The 24,656-nt window shown below is 73.6% G+C and carries 18 protein-coding genes; 12 read left to right on the plus strand and 6 right to left on the minus strand.

Features of this window, described 5'->3' with window-relative positions; translation table 11 throughout:
- Positions 1 to 45 precede the first annotated feature (45 nt).
- Positions 46 to 2,040 carry an N-acetylmuramoyl-L-alanine amidase gene (locus ACIGXO_RS22455; RefSeq protein ID WP_399789542.1) on the minus strand — a complete coding sequence of 665 codons (1,995 nt, stop codon included), beginning with the start codon at positions 2,038 to 2,040 and terminating at the stop codon, positions 46 to 48.
- 396 nt (positions 2,041 to 2,436) lie between these two features.
- The gene (locus ACIGXO_RS22460; protein ID WP_399789544.1) at positions 2,437 to 3,570 is read right to left on the minus strand and encodes an aminoglycoside phosphotransferase family protein; all 1,134 of its coding nucleotides are present in this window, start codon (positions 3,568 to 3,570) and stop codon (positions 2,437 to 2,439) included.
- Positions 3,571 to 3,802: 232 nt separating this feature from the next.
- Here ACIGXO_RS22460 and ACIGXO_RS22465 point away from each other — a divergent pair, with 232 nt between their 5' ends.
- Positions 3,803 to 5,284: a hypothetical protein gene (locus ACIGXO_RS22465; protein ID WP_399789547.1), complete on the plus strand. Its 1,482-nt coding sequence runs from the start codon at positions 3,803 to 3,805 to the stop codon at positions 5,282 to 5,284.
- Positions 5,285 to 5,347: 63 nt separating this feature from the next.
- On the opposite strand, the gene ACIGXO_RS22470 is transcribed toward ACIGXO_RS22465, so the two are convergent.
- A complete protein-coding gene (locus ACIGXO_RS22470) occupies positions 5,348 to 6,823 on the minus strand; it encodes a PP2C family protein-serine/threonine phosphatase (protein WP_399789705.1) in 1,476 nt (491 codons plus the stop codon).
- Between the two features lie 342 nt (positions 6,824 to 7,165).
- Here ACIGXO_RS22470 and ACIGXO_RS22475 point away from each other — a divergent pair, with 342 nt between their 5' ends.
- The 8 genes from ACIGXO_RS22475 (at position 7,166) to ACIGXO_RS22510 (ending at position 19,453) form a co-directional block, all read left to right on the plus strand.
- Positions 7,166 to 8,590 (plus strand): HEAT repeat domain-containing protein, encoded by a 1,425-nt coding sequence (locus ACIGXO_RS22475; RefSeq protein ID WP_399789550.1) that lies wholly within the window; start codon positions 7,166 to 7,168, stop codon positions 8,588 to 8,590.
- A gap of 338 nt (positions 8,591 to 8,928) precedes the next feature.
- On the plus strand, positions 8,929 to 9,864 hold the full coding sequence (locus tag ACIGXO_RS22480; protein ID WP_399789553.1) for a pseudouridine-5'-phosphate glycosidase: 936 nt from the start codon (positions 8,929 to 8,931) through the stop codon (positions 9,862 to 9,864).
- A gap of 104 nt (positions 9,865 to 9,968) precedes the next feature.
- Positions 9,969 to 11,093 (plus strand): glycosyltransferase family 4 protein, encoded by a 1,125-nt coding sequence (locus tag ACIGXO_RS22485; RefSeq protein ID WP_399789556.1) that lies wholly within the window; start codon positions 9,969 to 9,971, stop codon positions 11,091 to 11,093.
- Positions 11,094 to 11,140: 47 nt separating this feature from the next.
- Positions 11,141 to 12,352 (plus strand): glycosyltransferase, encoded by a 1,212-nt coding sequence (locus ACIGXO_RS22490; RefSeq protein ID WP_399789559.1) that lies wholly within the window; start codon positions 11,141 to 11,143, stop codon positions 12,350 to 12,352.
- Positions 12,353 to 12,449: 97 nt separating this feature from the next.
- Positions 12,450 to 16,055, plus strand: coding sequence for a hydantoinase B/oxoprolinase family protein (locus ACIGXO_RS22495; RefSeq protein ID WP_399789561.1), 3,606 nt, complete (start codon positions 12,450 to 12,452; stop codon positions 16,053 to 16,055).
- A gap of 106 nt (positions 16,056 to 16,161) precedes the next feature.
- A complete protein-coding gene (locus ACIGXO_RS22500) occupies positions 16,162 to 16,746 on the plus strand; it encodes a cupin domain-containing protein (protein ID WP_399789564.1) in 585 nt (194 codons plus the stop codon).
- Between the two features lie 15 nt (positions 16,747 to 16,761).
- Entirely contained in the window at positions 16,762 to 18,132 is a 1,371-nt protein-coding gene (locus tag ACIGXO_RS22505; RefSeq protein WP_399789567.1) for an NAD(P)/FAD-dependent oxidoreductase, read from the plus strand.
- Between the two features lies 1 nt (position 18,133).
- A complete protein-coding gene (locus ACIGXO_RS22510) occupies positions 18,134 to 19,453 on the plus strand; it encodes an MFS transporter (RefSeq protein WP_399789570.1) in 1,320 nt (439 codons plus the stop codon).
- A 46-nt stretch (positions 19,454 to 19,499) separates the two neighbouring features.
- On the opposite strand, the gene ACIGXO_RS22515 is transcribed toward ACIGXO_RS22510, so the two are convergent.
- The 3 genes from ACIGXO_RS22515 to ACIGXO_RS22525 are packed head-to-tail and all read right to left on the minus strand — an operon-like array spanning position 19,500 to position 21,834.
- The gene (locus ACIGXO_RS22515) at positions 19,500 to 20,372 is read right to left on the minus strand and encodes a biotin-dependent carboxyltransferase family protein (RefSeq protein ID WP_399789572.1); all 873 of its coding nucleotides are present in this window, start codon (positions 20,370 to 20,372) and stop codon (positions 19,500 to 19,502) included.
- Positions 20,369 to 21,010 (minus strand): 5-oxoprolinase subunit PxpB, encoded by a 642-nt coding sequence (pxpB, locus tag ACIGXO_RS22520; protein ID WP_399789708.1) that lies wholly within the window; start codon positions 21,008 to 21,010, stop codon positions 20,369 to 20,371. Before pxpB ends, ACIGXO_RS22515 begins: the two co-directional genes overlap by 4 nt.
- Before the next feature lie 59 nt (positions 21,011 to 21,069).
- Positions 21,070 to 21,834, minus strand: coding sequence for a LamB/YcsF family protein (locus tag ACIGXO_RS22525; protein ID WP_399789575.1), 765 nt, complete (start codon positions 21,832 to 21,834; stop codon positions 21,070 to 21,072).
- A 274-nt stretch (positions 21,835 to 22,108) separates the two neighbouring features.
- Here ACIGXO_RS22525 and ACIGXO_RS22530 point away from each other — a divergent pair, with 274 nt between their 5' ends.
- The 3 genes from ACIGXO_RS22530 (at position 22,109) to ACIGXO_RS22540 (ending at position 24,619) form a co-directional block, all read left to right on the plus strand.
- Complete coding sequence (locus ACIGXO_RS22530) at positions 22,109 to 22,822, plus strand: GntR family transcriptional regulator (RefSeq protein ID WP_399789711.1); 714 nt, start codon at positions 22,109 to 22,111, stop codon at positions 22,820 to 22,822.
- Between the two features lie 124 nt (positions 22,823 to 22,946).
- The gene (locus ACIGXO_RS22535; RefSeq protein WP_399789578.1) at positions 22,947 to 23,654 is read left to right on the plus strand and encodes a DUF969 domain-containing protein; all 708 of its coding nucleotides are present in this window, start codon (positions 22,947 to 22,949) and stop codon (positions 23,652 to 23,654) included.
- Positions 23,651 to 24,619, plus strand: a complete 969-nt coding sequence (locus tag ACIGXO_RS22540; RefSeq protein ID WP_399789581.1) for a DUF979 domain-containing protein — start codon at positions 23,651 to 23,653, stop codon at positions 24,617 to 24,619. The genes ACIGXO_RS22535 and ACIGXO_RS22540 overlap by 4 nt, the downstream gene beginning before the upstream one ends.
- Positions 24,620 to 24,656: the final 37 nt, after the last annotated feature.

A 24,656-nucleotide genomic window follows, 5' to 3' on the forward strand; every position in this document is an offset into this window, starting at 1 on the left:
GGCGGCCGGCGGGCCCCAGGGACCCGCCGGCCGCCGCATCGTCGTCTAGCGCCCCGACCTGCGGATGTCGACATCCGCCGCGCGGACGTAGCCGACCCGGTGGCCGACCTGGATCTCGTAGTACGCGTCCTTGCCGCGCACGACCACGTGCTTGCTCGTGTCGAACGTCGGTGCGTAGAAGTACTCGCCGAGCGTCCAGTCGCCGACCGCGTAACGCTGGCCGGCCTTCAGGGTGTACGGGAGCGGCGAGACCGACTGGACCGGGACGCCGGCCGGGTAGGCGGCCTTCTCCGGGTAGGCCCGGCCGTAGACCGGGACCTCGGTCCTGCCCGCCTTCGGGACGGCCACCCAGCCCCTGGCGTCCACCGCCGTCGGCTCCGCCTCAGGGTTGTGGAACCACGCCTTCTGGCCGAGGTACCAGATCGCCGTCCAGTCGCCCTTCCGCTCCGCGACCGCGAACTGCTGGCCCGTGCTGGCGCGGGCGCCGGTGTCGTTCACCCCGGTGGTCGAGTCAGCGCCTCCCGGGTGCAGTCCCTCGTCCTTGATCAGCGGAGCGTCCTCGCTGGGCGCCGAGTACAGGCGTACCGCGCCCGAGCCGTGCGGGGCGCACGGTTGGCCCGCCTTCTCGCAGCCGGTGTACGCGGGCTGGTTCTCCTCGTACTCCGGGCGGATGGTGACCAGGCCGCCGTGCGGCCCCGCGGTCGGCGCCAGCGGCCTGCCCAGCAGGATGAAGTAGTGGTCCCAGTCCCAGTACGGGCCCGGGTCGGTGTGCATGCCCTTGATCGAGGCGGTGGTCGTCCCCGGCACGTTGTCGTGCCCGAGGACGTGCTGCCGGTCCAGCGGGATGTCGTACTTGCGCGCCAGATACCGCACCAGGCGCGCGGAGGTGCGGTACATCGCCTCCGTGTACCAGGCGTCCGGCGCCGCCAGGAAGCCCTCGTGCTCCAGGCCGATGGAGCGGGAGTTGATGTACCAGTTGCCCGCGTGCCAGCCGACGTCCTTGGTCGGGACGTGCTGGGCGATCAGCCCGTCGGAGGACCGGAGGCTGTAGTGCCAGGACACGTACGTCGGGTCCTGCACCAGCTTCAGGGTCGTCTCCCACGTCGCTTCCGTGTCGTGGATGACGATGTAGTCGACGGACTGGTCCTCGGGGCGGTCCGCCAGGTCGTGGTTGCCGTAGTCGTCGTCGCCCAGCTCCTGATACGGCGCGGGCACCGACTCGCACGCCACCTCCGGCGGGCACTCGGTCTTCCCGGAATCCGCCTCGCGCAGGCCCAGTACGCGGGTCTGGGCGCGGTCGGGGGTCAGGCCCGGGGACTTGGCGAGGGTGACGCGCTGGCCGGCGTCGGTCGTCCGGGACGCGCCGTCACGCAGCACGTCGTACACCTGGTCGGCGAAGACGGTGGCGCCCTTCGCCTCGCTCGCGCCCGAGTAGCGGGCCACCGCCGCGTACCAGTCGGCGGGGTCGGCGCTCGCCTTCAGGCCGAGCCTGCGCTGCTGGTCGGCGAGGAGGGCCGCGCCGCCGCTGATGTTCGCCGCGGCGTTCTCGCGCAGCTCGCGCGCGGACAGGCCGGTGAGCGCCGCGGCCTTCGGCAGCGTCCGCAGCCGCGCGGGCAGCTCCGAGGTCTTCGGCAGCGCCGCCTCGGGGGCCTTGCGGGGGCGTGCGTCGTCGCCGCGGGCGTCCTCGGTGCCCTCGCTGTGGTGCGGTGCCTCCCGGGCGAGCGCGGTCCGCGCGTCGGTGAGGTGCATCGGGCCGTAGCCGCCGGCCACGCTGGGCGCGCCCTGGTGCCCGTCCCAGCGGGACTCCAGGTAGGCGACGCCCAGCAGTACGCTCTGCGGCACGTCGTACCGGGCGGACGCGTCGGCGAAGGCACGCTGGAGAGAACCGGCGTCCGAGCCCGCGGTGGCGGTGGGCGCGGCCGAGACCAGTGGCAGAAGGAGGGCGGCCACCGCGACGGCGGTACCGGCCCTCCTCGTCGTTCTGCGGGGGGTGCGGAGAGCGTCGCGTCTGGCGACGCCGACAGGGGCGGATCCTCGCAATGCAGCCTCCTCGGGCCGGCCCGTACCGGGCGGTGTGGCGGATGGTGCGCCGTTGGGCGTGCGGGAACCTGTCAAGAGGTATCGGTTCACCGACGATCCGTCAATCACCCCGCAACCGGCCGATTTCGCAGGTCGGCGCGGGGCCCGAGAAGTTTTCGCGCCCCGGGCGCCGGGCCTGGGACGCGTCAGTGGAATGGACCAATGCCGGAGGGGACAACGGGCCGTGCACCGCTCGGAATCCGTACCGTCACGGGGTGCGTGAGGGTGATGCCCCGGAGCGCGCCACCGTACGCCACCCCACGCATACGGGAGCGGCGCGCCTCGGCCTCGAAGCACGCATACGGGAGCGGCGCGCCCCAGCACAGGCGCGCCGCTCCGTTTCCCCCCGTCGGCGGATCAGCGGGTACCGACCGCCGCCCGTACCGCACGCCGCGCCATCTGGGCGTCGTCGTGCAGCCGCCGCAGCAGCAGGCGTTGTTCCTCGCCCGCCGCGGGCGCCCCCGGCTGTCCCTGACCGGTGGAACCGGGCGGTACTTCCTCCCGCATGGTCCGCTGTACCGCGGTCTCGTAGCGCCGGATCTCCCGGGTCAGCACCAGCATCAGATTGACCAGGAAGGAGTCCCGGGCGGCGGGACCCGCGGCCTGCGCGAGCTGGCTGATCTGGCGGCGGGCGACCGGCGCGTCACCCAGCACCGACCACAGGGTCGCCAGGTCGTAGCCCGGCAAGTACCAGCCGGCGTGCTCCCAGTCCAGCAGGACCGGGCCGGCGGGCGAGAGCAGGACGTTGTTCAGCAGCGCGTCGCCGTGGCAGAACTGGCCGGGGGAGTGCGCGATGCCGTGCATCAGCTTCTGCAGGTCACCCAGGTCCCGGTCGGTCAGCAGGCCGAGGTCGTGGTACCGCCCGATGCGGTTCGCGTAGTCCAGGGGGGCGTCGAACATTCCGGCCGGCGGGCGCCAGAGGTTGATCCGGCAGATCGCCCCGAGGGCGGCCCGGACGTCCGCGCGCGGCGGCCCGTCCGTGGGATGCCGCTGCACGGCGGCGACCCGGCCGGGCATGCGTTCGACGACCAGCGTGCAGTTGTCAGGGTCCGCGGCGACCAACCTCGGCACGCGCACCGGTGGACGGTGGCGTACGAAGGCGCGATACGCAGCTATTTCGTGCCGGAACCGCTCGACCCACGCCGGCGAGTGGTCCAGTAAACACTTCGCCACCGCGGTCGTGCGCCCGGTGGTACCGACGAGAAGGACGGACTTCCCGCCCCGTCGCAGCACCTGGACGGGGTTGAACTCCGGACAGATGCGCTGCACCGAGGCGACCGCCGCGCGCAGTTGCGCGCCCTGGGGGCCGGACAAATCGAGTCTCCCGCTGAGCGGTTGCGGTGCTGCTCCCTGGGGGCGCCGGAGGCGGCCGCCCGGAGGCCCGGCGGCCATTCCCGAGGAGTGAGCGGGATCGAGGTACGGACCGCTGCCCGTGGGCTGCGGGCGGTACGGCCGGGGCGGGGCGGTCGCGGCGGACGATGCTGCGTACATGGGTGGATGAGGTCCCTTCGTGCGCCGACGAGTGGCGTTGCGCCACCGGCCCGGTGAGGGTCGACACCCTGGGGAATGCGTTTCCGCCACCGGGCCGGGGGCTGCGTCTCTACAGAACACGCGACTACGGGTGGCAGACCATCTGGCGGACCCTGGCGAACCCTGGCGAATGCTCGCCCGGCACATGACGGCCGGTTACTGTCAACTCAGTCGAGGAACCTGGGGGCTTGACGTGAACAGGGAGCCGAACACCCGTCTCGCGGACCTTTTCCAGCTCGCCGGCTGGTCGAAGGGCGAGCTGGCGAGGTTGGTCAACCGGCAGGCGGCGGCCATGGGCCACCCGCAGCTGGCGACCGACACGTCCCGAGTCCGGCGCTGGATCGACATGGGGGAGACCCCGCGGGATCCGGTGCCGAAGGTCCTGGCATCCCTGTTCACCGAGCGCCTCGGCCGTGTCGTAACCACCGAGGATCTCGGCTTCGCACGTTCAGGGCGCGCGGGGAAGCGGCAGGGCGCCGACGGCCTGCCGTGGCCGCCCGACCGTACGGCTGCGGTCCTCACGGAATTCACGGGAATGGACCTCATGCTCAACCGACGCGGCTTGGTGGGCGCGGGCGCGGCGCTCGCCGCCGGTTCCGCGCTCAGCAGCGCCATGTACGACTGGCTGCACGCCGACCCGGCCCTGGCAGCCGACGCACCCCGTACCGACAACCCCCTCGGCCACACCCTCGACCAGGCCGGCCTGGATCGCTACGAAGCGGCCCCCGTGGGCTCGCAGGAGATCGACGCGCTGGAACGCTCGGTGGAGGTCTTCCGCGCCTGGGACGCGTCCCGCGGCGGCGGGCTGCAGCGCAAGGCCGTGGTGGGCCAGCTCAACGAGGTGGGCGGAATGCTCGCCTACCGCCATCCCGAGCACCTCCAGCGGCGGCTGTGGGGCGTGGCGGCCAATCTCGCCGTCCTGGCCGGCTGGATGTCCCACGACGTGGGCCTGGAGCCCACGGCGCAGAAGTACTTCGTCATCGCCGCGCACGCGGCCCGTGAGGGCGGCGACCGCCCCCGGGCCGGCGAGGCGCTGTCCCGGGCGGCGCGCCAGATGGTCCATCTGGGCCGCCCGGACGACGCCTTGGACCTGATGAAGCTCGCCCAGTCCGGCTCCGGTGAGGAGACCCTGCCGCGCACGCGTGCGATGCTGCACACGATCGAGGCGTGGGCGCAGGCGTCGAAGGGCCACGGGCAGGCGATGCGGCGCACTCTCGGCGAGGCCGAGGAGCTGTTCGTCTCGGACAAGCGGGACGTGCCGCCGCCCAGTTGGATGCAGAGCTTCGACGAGGCCGATCTGCACGGCATGGAGGCCCTGGCGTACCGCACGCTCGCCGAGCACGACCCCAAGGCCGCCAAGGTCGCCCAGGGGCACGCGCGGCAGGCGCTGGCGCTGCGCAGGGAGGGCTACCAGCGCTCGCAGATCTTCGACTATCTGTCGATGGCCTCCGCCCTGTTCATCGCCAACGATCCCGAGCAGGCGGACCGGTACGCGCGGCTGGCCCTGGTGTCGATCGGGGAGAACTCCTCGCACCGCACCTGGGACCGGCTGCGCGAGATGTACCGGCTCACCGGGCAGTACACCGACTACGCCAAGGTCCAGGACCTGCGCGAGGAGATCAGGCTCGCCCTGCCGAAGCAGAAGAAGCCGAAGGACCGCAACGGGCAGGCGTGAACGGCCACTGGAGCTGCCCCCAAGACCTCGGGGCGGTTTCCCGTGTGCCGTCTGTCCTGTTGGTCAGTCACCGATCCTGGCGATCAACACACACGCGTCGTCCTCCCGTTCGGCGCTGCCGAACTCCTCGACGACGATACGGACGCTCTCCTGCGCGCTCCGTGCCGCCGCGAACCGGGGGGCGAGGGCGAGCAGCCGCTCCGCGCCCTCGTGCGTGCTGTCCGCGTCGGGCGTACGGCGCCGGGGCACCAGCCCGTCGGTGTACAGCACCAGCAGGTCTCCGGGCTCCAGTTGCACGCTGCGCTGCGTGTACACCGCCCCGGAGGTCGCGCCCAGCAGCACGCCCTCGGGCGGCTGCAGCGCCCGTCCCTGCCCGTCCCGGAACAGCAGCGGGGCGGGGTGTCCGGCCTGCGCCCAGTCCAGTTTGCGGGTGGCCGGGTCGAAGAGGCAGCACACCGCGCTGCCCAGGGCGGGCTGCGCGGAGGTGTCCAGGAGCTGGTTGAGGTAGCCCATCAGGGGGCCCGGCTCCTGGCCCGAGACGGCCATGCCGCGCAGCGCGCCGAGCAGCATCGCCATGCCCGACGTGGCGGTCACACCGTGCCCGGTGAGGTCGCCGGCGCTCAGCAGCGTGCGCCCGTCGGGCAGCTGCAGCGCGTCGTACCAGTCGCCGCCGACGAGGGCGCTGGAGCCGGAGGGGAGGTAGCGCGCGGCGAGGTCCAGGGCGACCGGGCCGCCGTGCGGGAACCGCAGGGAGCCGCGCCACGGCGGCAGCACGGCTTCCTGCAGCTCGACCGCAAGCCGGTGTTCGGTCTGCGCGATGTGCCGTTGGCGCTGCAGCGAGTCACGGGTCTCGCGCACCGCCCTCTGGCTGCGGCGCAGCTCGCTGACGTCGCGCAGCACGGCCCACATGCAGGCCGTGCTGCCGTCGGCGTCGAGCACCGGCTCGCCCACCATGTGCACCGTGCGCACGCTCGTGTCGGGGCGCACGATGCGGAATTCGCCGTCGATCGGCTTGCCGTCCACCAGGCAGTCCGTGACCATCGCGGTCACCAGAGGCTGGTCGTCGGCGAAGATCAGGGAGGGCAGCTCGTCCAGGGTGAGCGGCCCGTCGGCGGGCTCCCGGCCGAAGATCCCGAACAGCTCTTCGGACCAGCTGGCCTCGTCCGTCAGGAGATTCCACTCGGCGCTGCCCACACGGGTCAGCAGCGAGCCGCGGGCCTGCGCCTCGGGGTCGGGGCCGAGCGGGGCCGCGGGATGCGGCAGGGACTCGTCCAGGCCGTCCAGGGGCCCCGACGGCAGACCCTCTCTGAGCTGGTCCAGATGGCCACCGAGGTCGTCGAGGTGGTGGACCGCGAGGTCGCACAGCGCCCGCTGCCAGCGCAGCCGGGCGTCCTCGTCCGGGTGGCCCTCGGCCGCGGCCTCGCGGCGCACGGCGTCCAGACTGCCTCGGAGCCGGCGTGCCTGAGAGATGAGTGCGTCGACGGCGCCGCGCTCGGGCGGCTGCGCGTGATGATGGTCCGCGAAGAGATGGGACGGCATGACGTACTCCGATATCAGGCGGCGCGCGGCCATGTCTGTGGCCTCGTCGGCCATGTCTGATGGAAGGGCCGGTAACGACTGTTGCACAGGCTGCGACCGCGCGTAAGGGATTTGGCATGACCCGATACGGTGGTGCGCATGGCATATGCCCCCGGCTGTGCCCCGGTAACCCGCCCGGGCGCTGCGGAATCCGTCGCTCCGGGCTAGGCTTCGGCCGCCGTACGGCAGTCGTTCCGCCGATCCACCCTGGGGAACGACGCATACGGCCCGCGGACACCGGCAAGAATGCCGGTCAGCGGAAATCCCGTTGCCAGCCAGTCCCCCGCACCGGATGCTGACCTCATGTTCGATCCAGACATAGCGCCCAGTGGCACCCTGCTCGGCCTCCTCCAGCGAGGCCGCGGCGACGGGACCCTGCATGCCTTGGCGGCGCCCCGGGCCGAGGCCCTGGCCGCCCTCAACGACAGCGTGCTGCGCGACCCCCGGCGCGACTGGCAGCTGGAGAACCGCTCGCTGTACTACGCACGCCTTTACCTGCAGCTCGACGGCGGTCTCGAAGAGATCGAACGGCACCTCTTCCACCCCGACGACCGCACCGACACCCGTGAGGAGCGCACCGGCCTCGCGCTCTCCGTCCTGGGCCACCTCGCCTCCTACGGGCGCGACGCCGCGCTGCTCCTGTTGCGCAGCTACGCCGCGGTCGGCGGCAACTGGCGCTGGGCCCTGGACGAGCTCGCCCTGCGCGACGACGACGAGGGCCTGGCCTCCCTGGCGCCCGCCGTGCTGGCCCGGTTCCCGGAGACCCCGGAGGGCGAGGCCGAGCTGGCCGCTGCCGTACGGGACGCGTTCGAGCCCCGTCCCTGGCGGCTGTGGGCCGAGGACGCCCGGTACGGCGCCCGCGTGCGCGCCGCGGGGGAGCAGGGCTCCTTCGACCGCTGGCAGCGCCAGCTCACGCCGAGCGGCCCGCGCCCCGGCTGGAGCGTCCGTGAGGTACTGCAGTGGGCCGAGGACGGCAGTGCCGAGCGGCCCGCCGAGTGGCGGACCGGCGCGGCGGCGCGCTGCCTGGGCGCGGTGGCCGGCCCCGAGGACCGCCCCGAGCTGCTGGCGGCCGCCCGCAGCGGTCCGGACGCCGCGCGCGCGGCCGCGCTGCGCCACCTCGCCGAACGGGACGACCCCGAAGCGCTCGACCTGATCGAGGCCGCCGCCTCCGACCCGCTCGCCTGCACGGAGCTCGTCGAGGCAGCGACCGGCGCGTTCTGCCGCATGCGCTCCGTGGCGGCCGTCGAACGCGCCCGGGTCTGGGCCCGCCGCCCGGACCGGCTGGGCGCCGTGGCCGCCGCGCTCCTGGCCCGCCGCGGCGGCGCCAGGGACGCCGACACGGTGCTCGCCGCGCTCCGCAGGACCGTGCAGGCCGAGGGCCCGGACGCGGCCGGCCTGTGGGAGCTGGCCGACGGCGTCGGACGGCTCGGCGTCGAGTGCGCCGCGCCCGTACTGCGCCACATCTACCGCGAAACCTCCTCCTCCCACCTGCGCGGCCGGGCCGCCGCCGCGCTCGCGGCCACCGACCCCGGCTTCGCCGCGGGCTTCGCCGTCGAGTGCCTGTGGGACTGCGAGGAGACCACCCGGGAGCTCGCCGCCCGTACGGCCGCGACCGGCGACGCCCGCGTCGTCGAACAGCTCCGCCGGCTCGCCGCCGATCCGGCCGAGGAGACCGAGGTCCAGACCGCCGTACGGGGCCGGATCGGGCCGGACGCGGCGGAGGTCTGAGGAGGCCCGAGGGGCACGCCGCGCTTATGGGGGCGGGCGCTGTCCTATGGGGGCCGGGTGCCGCCTTCGGGGCCCGTGCGCCGTTCTCCTTCATGTGGCGCGTCGTCGCTCTCCGTACGACGCGCTGCCGATCCCACTCGGGCGTGGCCGACCGCCGCACGGAGTACGTGGCCGTGGACGCGCCTACGGGATAGGGCGCAGCCGATACGGGCAGAGAACTGCCGTACGGAAGCGGTGGCGAGCCGGCCGAGGTCCCGCCGCACCGCCTTCGTGCCGAGCGCGGTACGTCCGCGGCCGCACGAGGTCCCGCGTCGTCGCGTCCCAGGAGGCAGCAGGAGATGACCCCGCAGAGCGCGCACCTCCCCGCGGTGTCCGACGAGGTGCGCCGGGCGCTCGGCGCAGGGCGCCCAGTGGTCGCCCTGGAGTCGACGATCTTCACGCACGGGCTGCCCCGGCCGCGCAACCTCGCCATCGCACGCGAGGCCGAGGAGATCCTGCGCGCCGCCGGCGTGGTGCCGGCGACGACCGGCGTGGTGGCGGGGGTCCCCACCGTGGGCCTCTCCGACGCTGGGATCGAGCGGCTGTGCACCGCGGACGGCGTGGCCAAGGCGAGCGTCCGCGACCTGCCGGCCGCGATCGCCACCGGCCGGGACGCCGGGACGACGGTGGCCGCGACCGCGCACCTCGCCCACCTCGCGGGCATCCAGGTGTTCGCGACCGGGGGCCTGGGCGGGGTGCACCACGGGGCGCGCACCAGTTTCGACGAGTCGGCGGACCTGGTGACCCTGGCCCGCACTCCGGTGACCGTGGTCAGTGCCGGGGTGAAGTCCGTGCTGGACATCGGGGCGACCCTGGAGCGCCTGGAGACCCTGAGCATCCCGGTCGTCGGCTACCGCACGCGCAGCTTCCCCGGCTTCTACGTCGCCGACTCGGGCCACGGGATCGACACCTCGGCGGAGTCGCCCGAGGAGATCGCCGCGATGATCCGGGCCCGGGACGCGCTCGGCCTCCGCTCCGCGCTGCTGGTCGCCAATCCGGTACCACGTGACCGCCAGCTCGATCCGGAGCTGCACGAGCGGGTGCTGGCCGAGGCGTGGGACGCGGCGGCGCGAGCGGGCGTCTCAGGGGCCGCCACGACGCCGTTCCTGCTGGACCACATCCGCCGCGCGACCGGCGGCCGCAGCCTGGACGTCAACGCCGAGATCTACCGCAACAACGTCACCGTCGGCGCCGAGATCGCGCGGGCCCTGCGCACACCGGGGGCGCCGGCCTGACACCGAGGGCCTCAAGGGGCCGACGACGGAACGCTCATGGGACGTTCCCCCGCTGGAAAGATCCCCGTGGCCCGGTCCACGCCCGGCCCGCCGACAACACGGGTATGCGTGTCGCCATCGTCACCGAATCCTTCCCGCCCGACGTCAACGGCGTCGCACACTGCACCCTGGAAACCGCCCGGCACCTGGTGCGGCGCGGCCACGAACCGCTGGTCGTCGCCCCGGCGGCGGCCCAGGACCCGGCGGCCGGGCGGACCCCGCCGTGCCCGGTCGTCCGCGTGCCGTCGCTGCCGCTGCCCGGATACCCGCAGGTACGGGTGGCGCTGCCGGGCCGCCGGCTGGCCGCCGCGCTCGCCGCGCACCGGCCCGACCTGGTCCACCTCGCGAGCCCCTTCGTGCTCGGCGTGCGCGGCATGGCGGCCGCGACCCGGCTGGGCGTGCCGGCCGTCGCCGTGTACCAGACCGACCTGGGCCGCTACGCCCGCACGTACCTGGGTGCCGGCACCGGGGCGGCCTGGCGGCGGCTGCGCGCCGTGCACACCGCCGCGGACCGCACTCTCGCCCCCTCCACCGCCGCCGCCCGGGAGCTGGCCGAGCACGGCGTGCCCCGGGTGCGTCTGTGGCCGCGCGGGGTGGACTCCATGCGCTTCCACCCGGCCCGCCGCGACGAGGTGCTGCGCAGTTCGCTGGCTGCCGGGCGCGAGGTGCTGATCGGGTACATCGGGCGGCTCGCCCCGGAGAAGGAGGTCGGGCTGCTCCGGGAGGCGGCGCGGCTCCCCGGGGTGCGGACCGTCGTGATCGGGGACGGGCCGAGCGCCCCGGGGCTGCGCGCCGCGCTCCCCGAAGCGCGCTTCCTCGGCCGCCGTACCGGGGACGAACTGGCGCGGCTCTTCGCCACCCTGGATGTCTTCGTGCACACCGGGCCGTACGAGACCTTCGGACAGACCGTGCAGGAGGCGATGGCCAGCGGAGTGCCGGTCGTGGCGCCGGCGGCGGGCGGACCGCTGGACCTGGTGACCCACGGGCGCACCGGGCTGCTCGTACCGCCCGGTGACGCCACCGCGGTCCGCGACGCCGTACAAGTGCTCGCCGGCAATCCGAAGCTGCGCGCCGCCTACGGGGCGGCGGCCCGGGCGGCGGTCGCGGACCGCACCTGGGAGGCGGTCGGCGACCGGCTGCTGGCGCACTACGAGGACGTACTGGGACACCGGGAGGCGGTGGCGGCGTGAGCGGCACGAGGCGTGACGGTACGGAGGACAGCGGTACGGAGCACGGTATGGCGTATGCGGATACGGCGTACGCGGGGACAGGGCACCACGGGGGCACGGGCCGCGAGGGTCTCCGGATCGTCCGGCTCGCCAACTTCGTCACCCCGGCGTCGGGCGGGCTGCGCACAGCGCTGCGCGAACTGGGCGAGGGCTACCGGGCGGCCGGCCACGACCCGGTACTCGTCGTGCCGGGCCCGGCCGCGAGCGACGAACACACCGCACAGGGGCGGGTGATCACCCTTCCGGGCCCGGTACTGCCCGGCACCGGCGGCTACCGCGTCCTCACCGGCCGGGCGCGCCTGGAACGCCTGCTGCGCACCCTCGCGCCGGACCGTCTGGAGGTCTCCGACCGCACCACGCTCCGCTGGACCGGCGAGTGGGCCCGGCGCGCCCGGGTGCCGGCGGTGATGGTCTCCCACGAGAGCGTCGACGGGGTGCTGCACACCTGGGGCGTGCCCCGCCTCGCCGCCCGTTGGGCCGGTGACCGGCTCAACTCCCGTACGGCCCACGCGTACAGCCGCGTCGTCTGCACGACCGAGTGGGCGGCCGCGGAGTTCACCCGGACCGGCGCGCGCAACGTGGTCACCGCGCCGCTCGGCGTCGACCTGTCCCGCGCCCACCCCGGCTGCCGCAGCCAGGAGCTGCGCCGGCGGATCGGCGGCGGCGCGTCCGCCGTGCTCCTGCTGTGCTCCCGGCTGTCGGTGGAGAAGCGCCCGGCAAGGGCCCTGGAGGCCCTCGCGCGGCTCCGCGCCGACGGGGTGGACGCCGCCCTGGCCGTGGCCGGTGACGGTCCGCTGCGGGCCCGTCTGGAGACCCGGGCCCGCGCCGAACGCCTGCCGGTGGCCTTCCTCGGCCACGTCGCCGATCCCGGCGCGCTCGCCGCGCTCCAGGCCAGTGCCGACGTCCTCGTGGCGCCCGGTCCCGCCGAGACCTTCGGCCTCGCCGCTCTGGAGGCGCTGGCCTGCGGCACCCCGGTCGTGGCCAACGCGGGCTCCGCCCTCGCCGGGCTGATCGGCCCCGCGGGCGAGACCGCACTCGACGACGGTGACAGCATCGCCGCCGCCGTACGGGGGGTCCTGGCGCGCCCCGAAGGGCCGCGCCGTACCGCGGCCCGCCGCCGCGCCGAGCACTTCGGCTGGCACACCGCGGTCAACGCCTTCCTCGCGGCTCACGACGCGGCTCTGCTCGCCGTTCCGCAGGCGCAGGGCGTCCGGGGCTGACGACCGGTCGGCGTGGCCGCGCGGCGGGCTCAGCCAGGAGCCGCGCGCGCACCGCACGGTCCCGCCGTGCGCGCCGGTCCGTTGTCACAATGGCCGCATGACGGGACGCTGGGAGTTCTGGATCGACCGGGGCGGGACCTTCACCGATGTGGTGGCGCGGCGGCCGGACGGCGCGCTGGTCACCCGGAAGCTGCTCTCGCACCACCCCGAGCGGTACGACGACGCTGCCGTGGCCGGGGTCCGTGAGGTGCTGGGGCTGGGCCCCGGGGAGCCGGTGCCCGCCGAGCGGGTGGCCGTCGTCAAGATGGGCACCACCGTGGCCACCAACGCCCTCCTGGAGCGCAAGGGCGAGCCCACCGTGCTCGTCACCACGCGCGGTTTCAAGGACGCGCTGCGCATCGCGTACCAGAACCGGCCCCGGCTGTTCGACCGGCACATCGTGCTGCCGGACGCGCTGTACGACCGGGTGATCGAGGTACCGGAGCGTGTGGACGCGCACGGGGAGACGGTCACGCCCCTCGACGCGGACGCGGCCCGGGAAGCGCTGGCCGCCGCGCACGAAGCGGGCCTCCGCAGCGCCGCCATCGTGCTGCTGCACGGCTACCGCCACCCCGCCCATGAGAAGCAGCTCGCCGAGCTGGCCACGGACGCGGGGTTCACGCAGGTCAGCTGCTCGCACGAGGTGAGCCCGCTGATGAAGCTCGTACCGCGCGGTGACACCACCGTGGTGGACGCCTACCTGTCACCGATCCTGCGGCGCTACGTGGAGGAGGTCGCCGCACAACTCCCCGGCATCCGGCTGATGTTCATGCAGTCCAATGGGGGACTGCGGCAGGCGGAGCACTTCAGGGGCAAGGACGCGGTGCTCTCCGGGCCGGCCGGCGGCGTCGTGGGCATGGTCCGGTCCGCCGCCGAGGCCGGGCACGACAAGGTGATCGGCTTCGACATGGGCGGCACGTCCACCGACGTGTCGCACTACGCGGGCGAGTTCGAGCGCGTCTTCGGCAGCGAGGTCGCGGGCGTCCGTATGCGCGCCCCCATGATGAACATCCACACGGTCGCGGCCGGCGGCGGCTCCGTCCTGCACTTCGACGGCCGCCGCTACCGGGTGGGGCCCGACTCGGCGGGCGCTGTCCCAGGGCCCGCCTGTTACCGCCGCGGCGGCCCGCTCACCGTCACCGACGCCAACGTCATGCTCGGCCGCATCCAGCCCGCGCACTTCCCCGCGGTGTTCGGGCCGCACGGTGATCAGCCGCTGGACCCGGAGGAGGTGCGCGAGCGCTTCGAAGCGCTCGCGCGGGAGGCGGAGCGGGCGGTGGGCGACCGGCGCGGCCCGGAGGAGGTCGCCGCCGGGTTCCTGGACATCGCCGTGCTGAACATGGCCAACGCGGTCAAGAAGATCTCGGTCCAGCGCGGCCACGACGTCACCCGGTACGCGCTCACCAGCTTCGGCGGCGCGGGCGGCCAGCACGCCTGCGCGGTCGCCGACGCGCTCGGCATCGGCACCGTGATCGTCCCGCCGCTGGCCGGCGTGCTCTCCGCGTACGGGATCGGGGTCGCCGACGCCACCGCGATGCGCGAGCAGTCCATCGAGACCGAGCTGACGGCCGGCGCCATGGACCGCGTCCGCGCGACCTGTGACGACCTTGCGGCGCGCACCCGTGAGGAGCTCCGCGCCGACGGCGTGCCCGAGGAGAGCATCACCACCCGGGCCCGCGTCGTGCTCCGGTACGCGGGCACCGACGCGGGCATCCCCGTACCGCTGGCCGACGCCGACGACATGGCGGCCGAGTTCGCGCGCGTCCACCGTGCCCGGTACGCCTTCACCATGGACAAGCCGCTGATCGCCGAGGCGGCCTCTGTGGAGGCCGTGGGGGCGGCCGGTGGCACCTCGGGGCACCGCAGCCTCGCCGCGGAGCGAGAGGGCGAGCTGCGGCCGCTGGACACGGTGCGGATGTTCGTGGGCGGACGGTGGCAGGAGACCCGGCTGTACCGCCGGGCGGACCTGCGGCCCGGTGACGCCGTGACCGGGCCGGCGATCGTCGTCGAGGACGACGCGACGACCGTCGTCGACCCCGGCTGGCGGGCGGCCGCGGGCGACCAGGGGCATCTGCTGCTCACCCGGGTCGAGGCGCGTCCGGAGCGCACGGCTGTCGGCACCGCCGCCGACCCGGTCATGCTGGAGGTCTTCAACAGCCTCTTCATGGCCATCGCCGAGCAGATGGGCGTACGCCTCGAAAACACCGCGCACTCCGTGAACATCAAGGAGCGGCTGGACTTCTCCTGCGCGCTCTTCGACGCCGCCGGCAATCTGATCGCCAACGCGCCGCACATCCCCGTCCACCTGGGCTCGATGGGCGAGTCCATCAAGGAGGTGCTGCGCCGCCGCCGGGACGACATGCGCCCCGGTGACGTGTACGCGATCAACGACCCGTACCACGGAGGAACGCACCTCCCCGATGTCACGGTCGTCACCCCCGTGTTCGACGAGCGGGACGAAGAGCTGCTCTTCCTGGTGGCCTCCCGCGGTCACCACGCCGAGATCGGCGGCATCACGCCGGGCTCCATGCCCGCCTTCAGCCGCACGATCCAGGAGGAGGGCGTCCTCTTCGACAACTGGCTGCTCGTACGGGACGGGAGGCTGCGCGAGGAGGAGACGCGGCGGCTGCTCACCGAGGGGCCGTACCCCTCGCGCTCCCCGGATGCCAACATCGCCGACCTCCGGGCGCAGATCGCCGCCAACGAGAAGGGCATCAGGGAACTGCACAAGATGATCGGGCAGTTCGGCCTCGACGTAGTGCGTGCCTACATGGGCCACGTGCAGGACAACGCCGAGGAGTCGGTGCGCCGGATCATCGCCGGGCTCGCCGACGGCTCCTTCCGGTACGAGACCGACAGCGGTGCGGAGATCCGGGTCGCGCTCACCGTGGACCGGGAGGCGCGCAGCGCGGTGCTCGACTTCGCCGGTACCTCGCCGCAGCAGCCCGGCAACGCCAACGCGCCCAGCTCCGTGGTGATGGCCGCCGTCCTGTACGTCTTCCGCACCCTGGTCGCCGAGGACATCCCGCTCAACAGCGGCTGCCTCAAGCCCATCGAAGTGCGCATCCCGGAGGGCTCGATGCTCGCGCCGGTCTTCCCGGCCGCCACCGTCGCCGGGAACGTGGAGACCTCCCAGGCGGTCACCGGCGCGCTCTACGGGGCGCTGGGCGTACAGGCCGAGGGAGCCGGCACGATGAACAACGTCACCTTCGGGAACGACCGCGTGCAGTACTACGAGACGGTCGCCAGCGGCTCGGGCGCGGGCGACGGCTTCCATGGGGCCGACGCCGTGCAGACGCACATGACCAACTCCCGCCTCACCGACCCCGAAGTGCTGGAGTGGCGCTATCCGGTACGGGTGGAGGACTTCTCCGTACGGGAGGGCAGCGGCGGCCGCGGGCGGTGGCACGGCGGCTGCGGCGTCACCCGCCGCATCCGGTTCCTGGAGCCGATGACGGTGGCGCTGCTGACCGGGCACCGCAGGGTGCCGCCGTACGGCATGGCGGGCGGCGGACCGGGCGCACGGGGCGAGAACCGCGTGGAGCGCGCGGAGGGCGGCACGGAGCGGCTGGAGGGCTGCGATGTGGCCGAGGTGGGCGCGGGCGACGTGCTGGTGCTCCGCACGCCGGGCGGGGGCGGGTACGGGCCGCCGCAGGGCTCGTAAGCCCCCGCGCGGCACGGCAGTTCCCGCGCAGCCCGCCAGTTAAGTTTTCTGAGTTCCTGTGTAAGAAGTCTTGTCCCGTGGGCCGGTGGGTCTTAGGTTCCCGGGCATGGCACACGAGACCGCCGACGAGCGGCACGAGCCCGACGACGTTCCTGTGGGCCACCGGCTCCGCGCCCTGAGGCGCGCCCGGCGGCGCACGTTGCGGGCCGTCGCCGACGCCGCCGGGATCAGCGAGGGGTACCTCAGCCAGGTCGAACGCGGCATCGCCAACCCGAGCATCGCCACGCTCCAGCAGATCGCCGCCGCGCTGGGCCTGAAGATGGGCGACCTCTTCGCCGCGGACTACACGACGGGGCCGCGCGTCCTGAAGGCGGCCGCGGCGCCGAGCCTGACCTTCGGGGTGCTGGGGCGCAAGTTCCGGCTCACCCCGGGCCCGCAGCACCATCTGGAGGCGTTCCTCGGCGAGTTCGAGCCCGGCGGGTCGACCGGCGACCGGCCCTACACGCACGGCGACTCCGAGGAGTTCCTCTACGTGCTGGAGGGCGAGGTCGAACTGCACCTGGAGGGCGAGCGCTTCGCCCTCGGGCCCGGCGACAGCATCCGGCACAGCAGTGCCGTCCCCCACAAGCTCGTGGAGACCGGCGGCGACGGCGCCAGGGTCCTGTGGGTGATCAGCCCGCCCAGCTACTGAGCGACGGAGGTCGCGATGACGTTGAACGGCAACATCTCCTTCTGGTACCGCCAGACCGGCGTCCCCAGCCGGCGCGACCCCCTGGACGGCCCGGCCGACGCGGACGTGTGCATCGTCGGCGCGGGCTTCACCGGGCTGTGGACCGCGTACTACCTCAAGAAGGCCGACCCGGGACTCCGCATCGTCGTACTGGAGCGGGAGTTCGCGGGCTTCGGGGCCTCCGGGCGCAACGCCGGCTGGCTCAGCGGCAAGATCGCCGGTTCCCCCGCGGTGTACGCACGGGAGCGCGGGCCGCAGTCCGTACGGGACCTGCAACGGGCCATGAACGCCACGGTGGACGAGGTCATCGCGGTGGCCGCGGCCGAGGGCATCGACGCCGACATCGTCAAGAACGGCTACCTGACCGTGGCCCACCGGCCCGCCCAGCTGCCGCGATTGCGCGCCGCACACGAGAAGTCCGTGCACTGGGGCAACGCGGACGAGGTCCTGCTCTCGGGGCGCGAGGTGCGCGACCGGGTGGACGTGGCCGGCGCGCTGGGCGGCGTGCACAACCCGCACTGCGCCCGTGTCCACCCGGCCAAGCTGGTGCAGGGCCTCGCCCGGACGGTCGCCGCCCTCGGGGTGACGATCCACGAGTCCACGCCCGTCACCCGCATCGCACCGGGGCGCGCCGAGACGCCCTTCGGGACGGTGCGGGCCCGCCGCGTCCTCCGGGCCACCGAGGGGTTCACCAGCGACCTGTACGGCGAGCGCCGCACCTGGCTGCCGATGAACTCCTCCATGGTGGTCACCGAACCGCTGCCAGAAGAGGCGTGGAAGACCATCGGCTGGGACGGCCACGAACTGCTCAGCGACCTCACGCACGCCTACACGTATGCGCAGCGCACCGCCGACGGGCGCATCGCGATCGGCGGACGCGGCGTCCCGTACCGCTTCGGGTCCCGCGTGGACCGGGACGGCCGGACCAGCCCGAAGACCGTACGGGCGCTGCGCGTCACCCTGGCAAGGCTGCTGCCCGCGACCGCCGGCGTGCGGATCGACCACGCCTGGTCGGGCGTGCTGGCCGTGCCGCGCGACTGGTGCGCGTCGGTGTCCTTCGACCGGCGTACGGGGCTGGGCTGGGCCGGCGGCTACGTCGGGCACGGCGTCGCCGCGACCAACCTGGCCGGCCGCACCCTGCGCGACCTCGTACTGGACCGGGACACCGAGCTGACCCGGCTCCCGTGGACGGGCCACCGCACGCGCGCCTGGGAGCCGGAGCCCGCCCGCTGGCTCGGCGTGCACGGCATGTACGCCGCGTACCGAGCAGCGGACCGCAGCGAAGCCACGCGCCGCACCACCACCGCCCCCATAGCCAAGATCGCCGACCGCATCTCGGGACGCTGACATGGACGCCACCACTTCGCAGTCCGCCAGATCCGCCGTCCACGAGGGCGACAGCCGTACCGCGCGCCGCGCGGGTCTCGCCTCGTTCATCGGCACCACCATCGAGTGGTACGACTTCTACATCTACAGCACCGCGTCCGCGCTGGTCCTGGGGAAGCTGTTCTTCCCGGCGACCTCCTCGGGCACCGGGATGCTGGCCTCCTTCGGGACGCTGTGGCTGGGCTTCCTGGCGCGCCCCATCGGGGGCATCGTCTTCGGGCACCTCGGGGACCGCATCGGCCGCAAGAAGACCCTCGTGACGACGCTGCTCATGATGGGCGTCGCCACCACCCTCATAGGGCTGCTGCCCACATACGGAAGCGTCGGGATGCTGGCCCCCGTACTGCTCATCGTGCTGCGCATGGTGCAGGGCGTGGCGGTCGGCGGGGAATGGGGCGGCGCGGTGCTCATCGCGTCCGAACACGCCCCCAAGGGCCGCGGACTGTCCTTCGGGGCCTTCGCCCAGCAGGGCTCGCCGGCCGGGTCCATCCTGGCCACGCTGAGCTTCGCGCTGCTCACCCAGCTGCCGGACGCGTCGTTCGACGCGTGGGGCTGGCGGCTCCCGTTCGTCTTCTCGGCGCTGCTGGTGATCGTCGGGCTGGTGATCCGGCTGCGGGTGGCGGAGTCCCCGGAGTTCACCCGGCTGCGCACGAAGCGGGAGGTGGCCCGCGTACCGCTCGGCGAGGTGCTGCGCCGGCACCCGGGCACGCTGGTACTGGGCGTGCTCGCCAGCTCCATCGGGATCGCGGCGACCTACTTCATCACCACGTTCATCCTCTCCTGGGCCACCGGCGACCTCGGCTTCGACCGCTCCACCATGCTGAACGTGCTGCTGGTCTACAGCGTGGTGCAGTTCCTGGCACAGCCGCTGGGCGTGGTCCTGGCGGAACGGTTCGGCACCGCCCGTACGGTCGGCACCCTGCTGACGCTCAACTTCCTGCTGGTACCGGTCATGTACGCCCTGGTCGCCACGGAGAACGCGGTCGCCGCCGGCTTCGGCATCTCGCTGCTCGGGGTGACCGGCGCGATGAACTACGCGATCCTGGCGGGCCTGCTCGCCCAGGCGTTCCCCGCCCGCGTCCGGTACACCGGCATCTCGCTGTCGTACCAGCTGTGTTCGGCGCTGATCGGCGGCACGGCCCCGCTGGTGGGCGAGTGGCTGTTCACGTCCAGTGGCGGCTCCATCGTGCCGGTAGCGGTCTACCAGATGGCGCTCGTCGTGGTGTCGCTGGTCTGCTCCCTGGTCGTGCTGGCCCGCAGCGCGCGCCCGGCCGACGCGTAGGGCGGCCGGGCGGAGAAAAGGCCCTCAGCCGGGCGGAGAAAGGCCCTCAGGAGGCGCTGTGTGCCCGTACGAAGCGCACCGGGGTCCCCGGCGTGGCCTGGGCGGCGGTGGAGAGCGCGGACTCCCGGACGACGCCGATGACCGGGTAGCCGCCGGTTGTGGGGTGGTCGGCGAGGAAGAGGACCGGGAGGCCGTTCGGGGGGACCTGGACGGCGCCCAGGGCCATGCCCTCGCTGGGGAGTTCGCCGTCCCGGGCGCGCTCCAGGGACGGGCCCTCGGTGCGCAGGCCGATGCGGTTGCTCGCGGACGACACCCGCCAGACGCCGGTCAGGAGGGTGCGCACGCCCGCCCCCGTGAACCAGTCGTCGCGCGGCCCGAGGCGGACGGGCAGGACCAGTTCGCGTGCCGGGCCGGCGTGCGGGACCGCGTCGGCCGCGGGCACCGGCGCGCCCGGTGTGCCCAGCGGCAGCACGGCGCCGTCGGTGAGCGGGTCGGGGCCGAGCCCCGAGAGGAGGTCGGTGGCGCGGCTGCCGAGCACCGGCTCGGCCTCGATGCCGCCCGCGAAGGCCAGGTAACTGCGCAGCCCGTAGGTGGCGGTGCCCACCTCCAGGACGGCGTCGGCCGGTACGTGCACCGGGGCGCCCCAGGCGACGGGGCGGCCGTCGACGGTCACCGGGCAGGGCGCGCCCGTGACGGCCACGGTGCCGGCGCTGCGCATACGTATCGCGCACCCGGTGACGGTGGTCTCCAGGGTGGCCGCCCCGGGGCCGTTGCCGACGAGGCGGTTGGCCAGGCGGTGGGCGTCGGCGTCGAGCGCGCCGGAGCGCGGGACGCCCAGGTGGGCGTGGCCGGCGCGGCCGAGGTCCTGGACGGTGGTCAGTGCTCCGGCGCGTACGACGGCGAATGCGCGGTCGGTCACTGGGCCGCCTCCGGGTGCGGGTCGAGCGGTTGCGGGACGAAGCGTACGAGGGTCCCCGGTGCGAACAGCGCCGCCGGCTCCCGGGACGCGTCCCACAGCACGGCGTCCGTGGTGCCCAGCAGCTGCCAGCCCCCGGGAGAGGAGCGCGGATACACGCCCGTGTACGGGCCGGCGAGGGCGACCGAGCCCACGGGGAGGCGGGTCCTCGGGGTGGCGCGCCGCGGCACGTGGTAGCGCTCGGGCAGCCCCGTGAGGTAGCCGAAGCCGGGCGCGAAACCGCAGAAGGCCACGCGGAATTCGGTACCGGAGTGGATCCGTACGACCTCCTCCGGAGTGACGCCCCACAGCTCGGCGACGTCGGCCAGGTCGGGGCCGTCGTACCGGACGGGCACTTCGAGGGTCCGCGCCCCGGAGCGGGTGGCCGGGGGGATGTCCCAGCCGGTCAGCTCGGCCGCGAACCGCTCCGGTTCGGCGAGCCCGTCGATCAGTACGGTGCGCGCCGCGGGGACGATCTCGCGGGTGGCGGGCAGCCGGCCGGCCGCGGCGCGGCGCAGCAGTTCGGCGTGGAGCGCCTCGACGGCCGCGCCGCTGTCGAGCTCGACGAGCAGGCCGTGGTCGCCCACGGGCAGGGTGCGCATACGGAGGCCGCGGTCCTCGGCGCTCCGGGTGCGGTCCTCGGTGGGGGCCGGGAGCGCGGTCATGCGAACGCCGCCACACGGACGCCGGCCGCCGTCAGTTCGTCGCGTACGCGCCGTGCGAGGGCCGCGGCGCCCGGGGTGTCACCGTGCAGGCACAGCGACTGCACGTCGACCTCCACGCGCTCGCCGTCGAGGGAGGTGACGGCGTGGTCGCGGGCGAGGCCGAGGGAGCGTTTGACGACGGCGTCCGGGTCGTGGACGACCGCGCCGGGCTCCCGGCGCGGGACCAGGGTGCCGGCGGCCGTGTAGGCGCGGTCGGCGAACGCCTCCGTGACGGCGGGCAGCCCGGCGGCGTGCGCCGCCGCGTGCAACTGCGAGCCGGGGAGCCCGAGTACGGGAAGCCGACCGGCCGCGCGCCGGATGCCGGCCACGATCGCGCCGGCCTGCTCGGTGTCGTGGACCGCACGGTTGTACAGCGCGCCGTGCGGCTTCACATAGGAGACGCGGGAACCCGCGGCGCGCGCGAAGACCTCCAGCGCGCCGATCTGGTACGCGATCTCATCGGCGAGCTCGTCCGGGGGCACGTCCATGGCGCGGCGCCCGAAGCCGGCGAGGTCGCGGTAGGACACCTGGGCGCCGATGCGGACGCCGCGCTCGGCGGCCGTCTCGCAGACCCTGCGCATCGTCGACGGGTCGCCCGCGTGGAAGCCGCACGCGACATTGGCGCTGGTGACCACGGAGAGCAGACTGTCGTCGTCGGTGAGGTGCCACCGCCCGAACCCTTCACCGAGGTCGGCGTTGAGGTCGATCACCGGGTCCGTCATGTGCGTCCGTTCCAACAGTGCCGGCGGGGCCGGACAAGGGGCAGGGCAAGGCAGAGCCGGCCGGCCCGTTTCCGTAGCGGCTGTCCTCCTGGGGCGCTCGGGCCGACCGGCTTACCGCTTCAAGCTAGAGGATTGTTGAACGATAGGACAAGAGGGTTGTTGTCTTGTTCGTCGATCTGGGATTGACTGCGTGCCCTTGCGGGCGGCCGCGCGGCCGCCGTACGCGGTCACGGTGACCAGGGGGACGAGAGTGAGGCGCGAGGTGGCGAAGGGGATGGACCGGCGGATCGAGGAGCCCGGCGGGCTGGCGATGGATCGGGCGCTGCTGGGGCGGACGAGTACCGCCGAGCGGGTCGCGGACATACTGCGCGACCGTATCGCTGAGGGCTTCTTCCCGCCCGGGGCGCGGCTGTCGGAGGACTCCATCGGCGGGGCGCTGGGCGTGTCGCGGAACACGCTGCGGGAGGCGTTCCGGCTGCTCACGCACGAGCGGCTGCTGGTGCACGAGCTGAACCGGGGCGTCTTCGTGCGGGTGGTCGCGGTGGACGACCTCGGCGACATCTACCGGGTGCGCGGGATGATCGAATGCGCTGTGATCCGCGGCCTGGGCGAGCCGCCGTACGCGCTGGACCAGGTCGAGGCGGCCGTGGTGGCGGGGGAGCGGGCCGCGCTGGAGCGGTCCTGGCAGGACCTCTCGACGGCCAATATCCGCTTCCACCAGGCGCTGGTCGCGCTGGCCGGCAGCCCCCGCACGGACGAGCTGATGCGCGGTGTCCTCGCGGAGCTGCGGCTGGTGTTCCACGTCATGGACGACCCGCGCCGCTTCCACGAGCCGTACCTCACGCGGAACCGCCAGATCCTCGAAGCGCTGCAGGGTGGCGACGTGGTCCAGGCGGAACGGCTGCTGGCGTCCTACCTGGAGGATTCCCGGGCCCAGCTGTCCAGCGCGTACGCCCAGCAGGTCGCCGGACAGGCTTCCCGCAGGTGACAAGAAGCCGGTTTCCGGCGGGTAACGAGAATCACCCACCTATTGTCGGATCGTAGAACGATCCTCTACCGTCCTGGCACATCCCCACGAGACCCGTGGGCTTCTGCGTGCGAAAGGCGGTCCCGTGATCGTTCTTCTCGGCGTTCTCGTGGTGATCATCGGATTTGCCACGCGTCGCAATCCCTTGCTGGTGGTGGGGGTGGCGGGCATCGCCACCGGATTCCTCGGCGGGCTGTCACCGCAGAAGGTCCTCGCGGCCTTCGGTGACGGCTTCGCCTCCAGCCGGGCAGTGACGATCTTCGTCATCACGCTGCCGGTGATCGGCCTCCTGGAGCGCCACGGCCTCCAGGAGCAGGCCCGCAACCTCATCGCACGCTTCGCGAAGCTGACCACCGGACGCTTCCTCACGCTCTACCTGGTGCTGCGGCAGTGCTTCGCCGCGCTCGGCCTGAAGGACCTCTTCGGGCCCGCGCAGACGGTGCGCCCGCTCGCCGCCCCGATGGCCGAGGGCGCGGCCGAACGCCGCTACGGAGCGCTGCCCGACAGGACCCGCGAGAAGATCCGGTCCTTCACCGCCAGCGCGGACAACGTCGGGCTCTTCTTCGGCGAGGACGTCTTCCTCGCCGTCGGCTCGATCCTCCTGATCACCGGCTTCGCCAACTCGACGTACCAGACCCACCTCGAACCGCTCGAGCTCGCCCTCTGGGCCATCCCGACCGGGATCTGCGCGCTGCTGATCCACGGCGGCCGGCTGCTCCGCATGGACCGCACGCTGGAGCGCGAACTGCTCGGCGCCCAGGCCGAACTCGCCACCCAGGAGGCCGCGAAGTGATCAAGGCAGAGTGGTTCTACTGGCTCGTCGGCGCGCTCTTCCTGGTGATGGCCGCCCAGATGGCCGCCGACCGCAGCAACCCGAAGCGCTTCGGTACGGCAGCCTTCTGGGGCCTGCTCGGCGCCGGCTTCGTCTACAGCTCCTGGGTCGTCGACAAGTCGGCACCCGCCGAGCCCCTCGGTGCCGCGGTCCTCGTGATGATCTGCCTGGCCGGCTTCGGGTTCACCGGCCGCGGCAAGCCCCGGACGACCACCACGGAGGAGCGGCGGGCGAGCGCCCGTAAGCACGGCAGCAAGCTGTTCATCCCCGCCCTGACCATCCCCGCCGTCGCCCTGGTCTGCGCCGCCCTCGTCCCCAAGCTCTCCTTCGGGGGCACGCCGCTCCTCCAGGAGGGCAGCGAGACCATCCTCGGGCTCGGCATCGGCGCCATCGTGGCGCTCGTCCTCGCCATGGTCATGCTGCGCGAGAAGGAGGCCGCGGCGCCCCTGCACGCGGGCCGCTCGATGCTGGAGTCCATGGGCTGGGCGATGCTGCTGCCGCAGCTGCTCGCCACGCTCGGCACGATCTTCGCGGTCTCCGGTGTCGGCAAGCAGGTGGGCATCCTCACCAAGGCGGTGCTGCCGCACGGCTCGGTGATCACCGCGGTCGTCGTCTACTGCGTCGGGATGTTCCTGTTCACGGTGATCATGGGCAACGGCTTCGCGGCGTTCCCCGTCATGACCGCCGCCGTCGGCTGGCCCGTCCTCATCGAGCAGTCGCACGGCAACGCGCCGGCGATCCTCGCGATCGGCATGCTCTGCGGCTTCTGCGGCACGCTCGTCACGCCGATGGCCGCCAACTTCAACGTGGTGCCCGCCGCGCTGCTGGAGCTGAAGGACCAGTACGGTCCGATCAAGGCCCAGCTGCCCACCGCGTTCGCGCTGCTCGGCTGCAACATCGTCATCATGGCCGCCTTCGCCTTCTGACCCCACCGCACACGTCCGACGACGCCGAGGAACAGCG

Source organism: Streptomyces sp. NPDC053542 (genome assembly GCF_044544685.1).
In the GTDB taxonomy this organism is placed as follows: domain Bacteria; phylum Actinomycetota; class Actinomycetes; order Streptomycetales; family Streptomycetaceae; genus Streptomyces.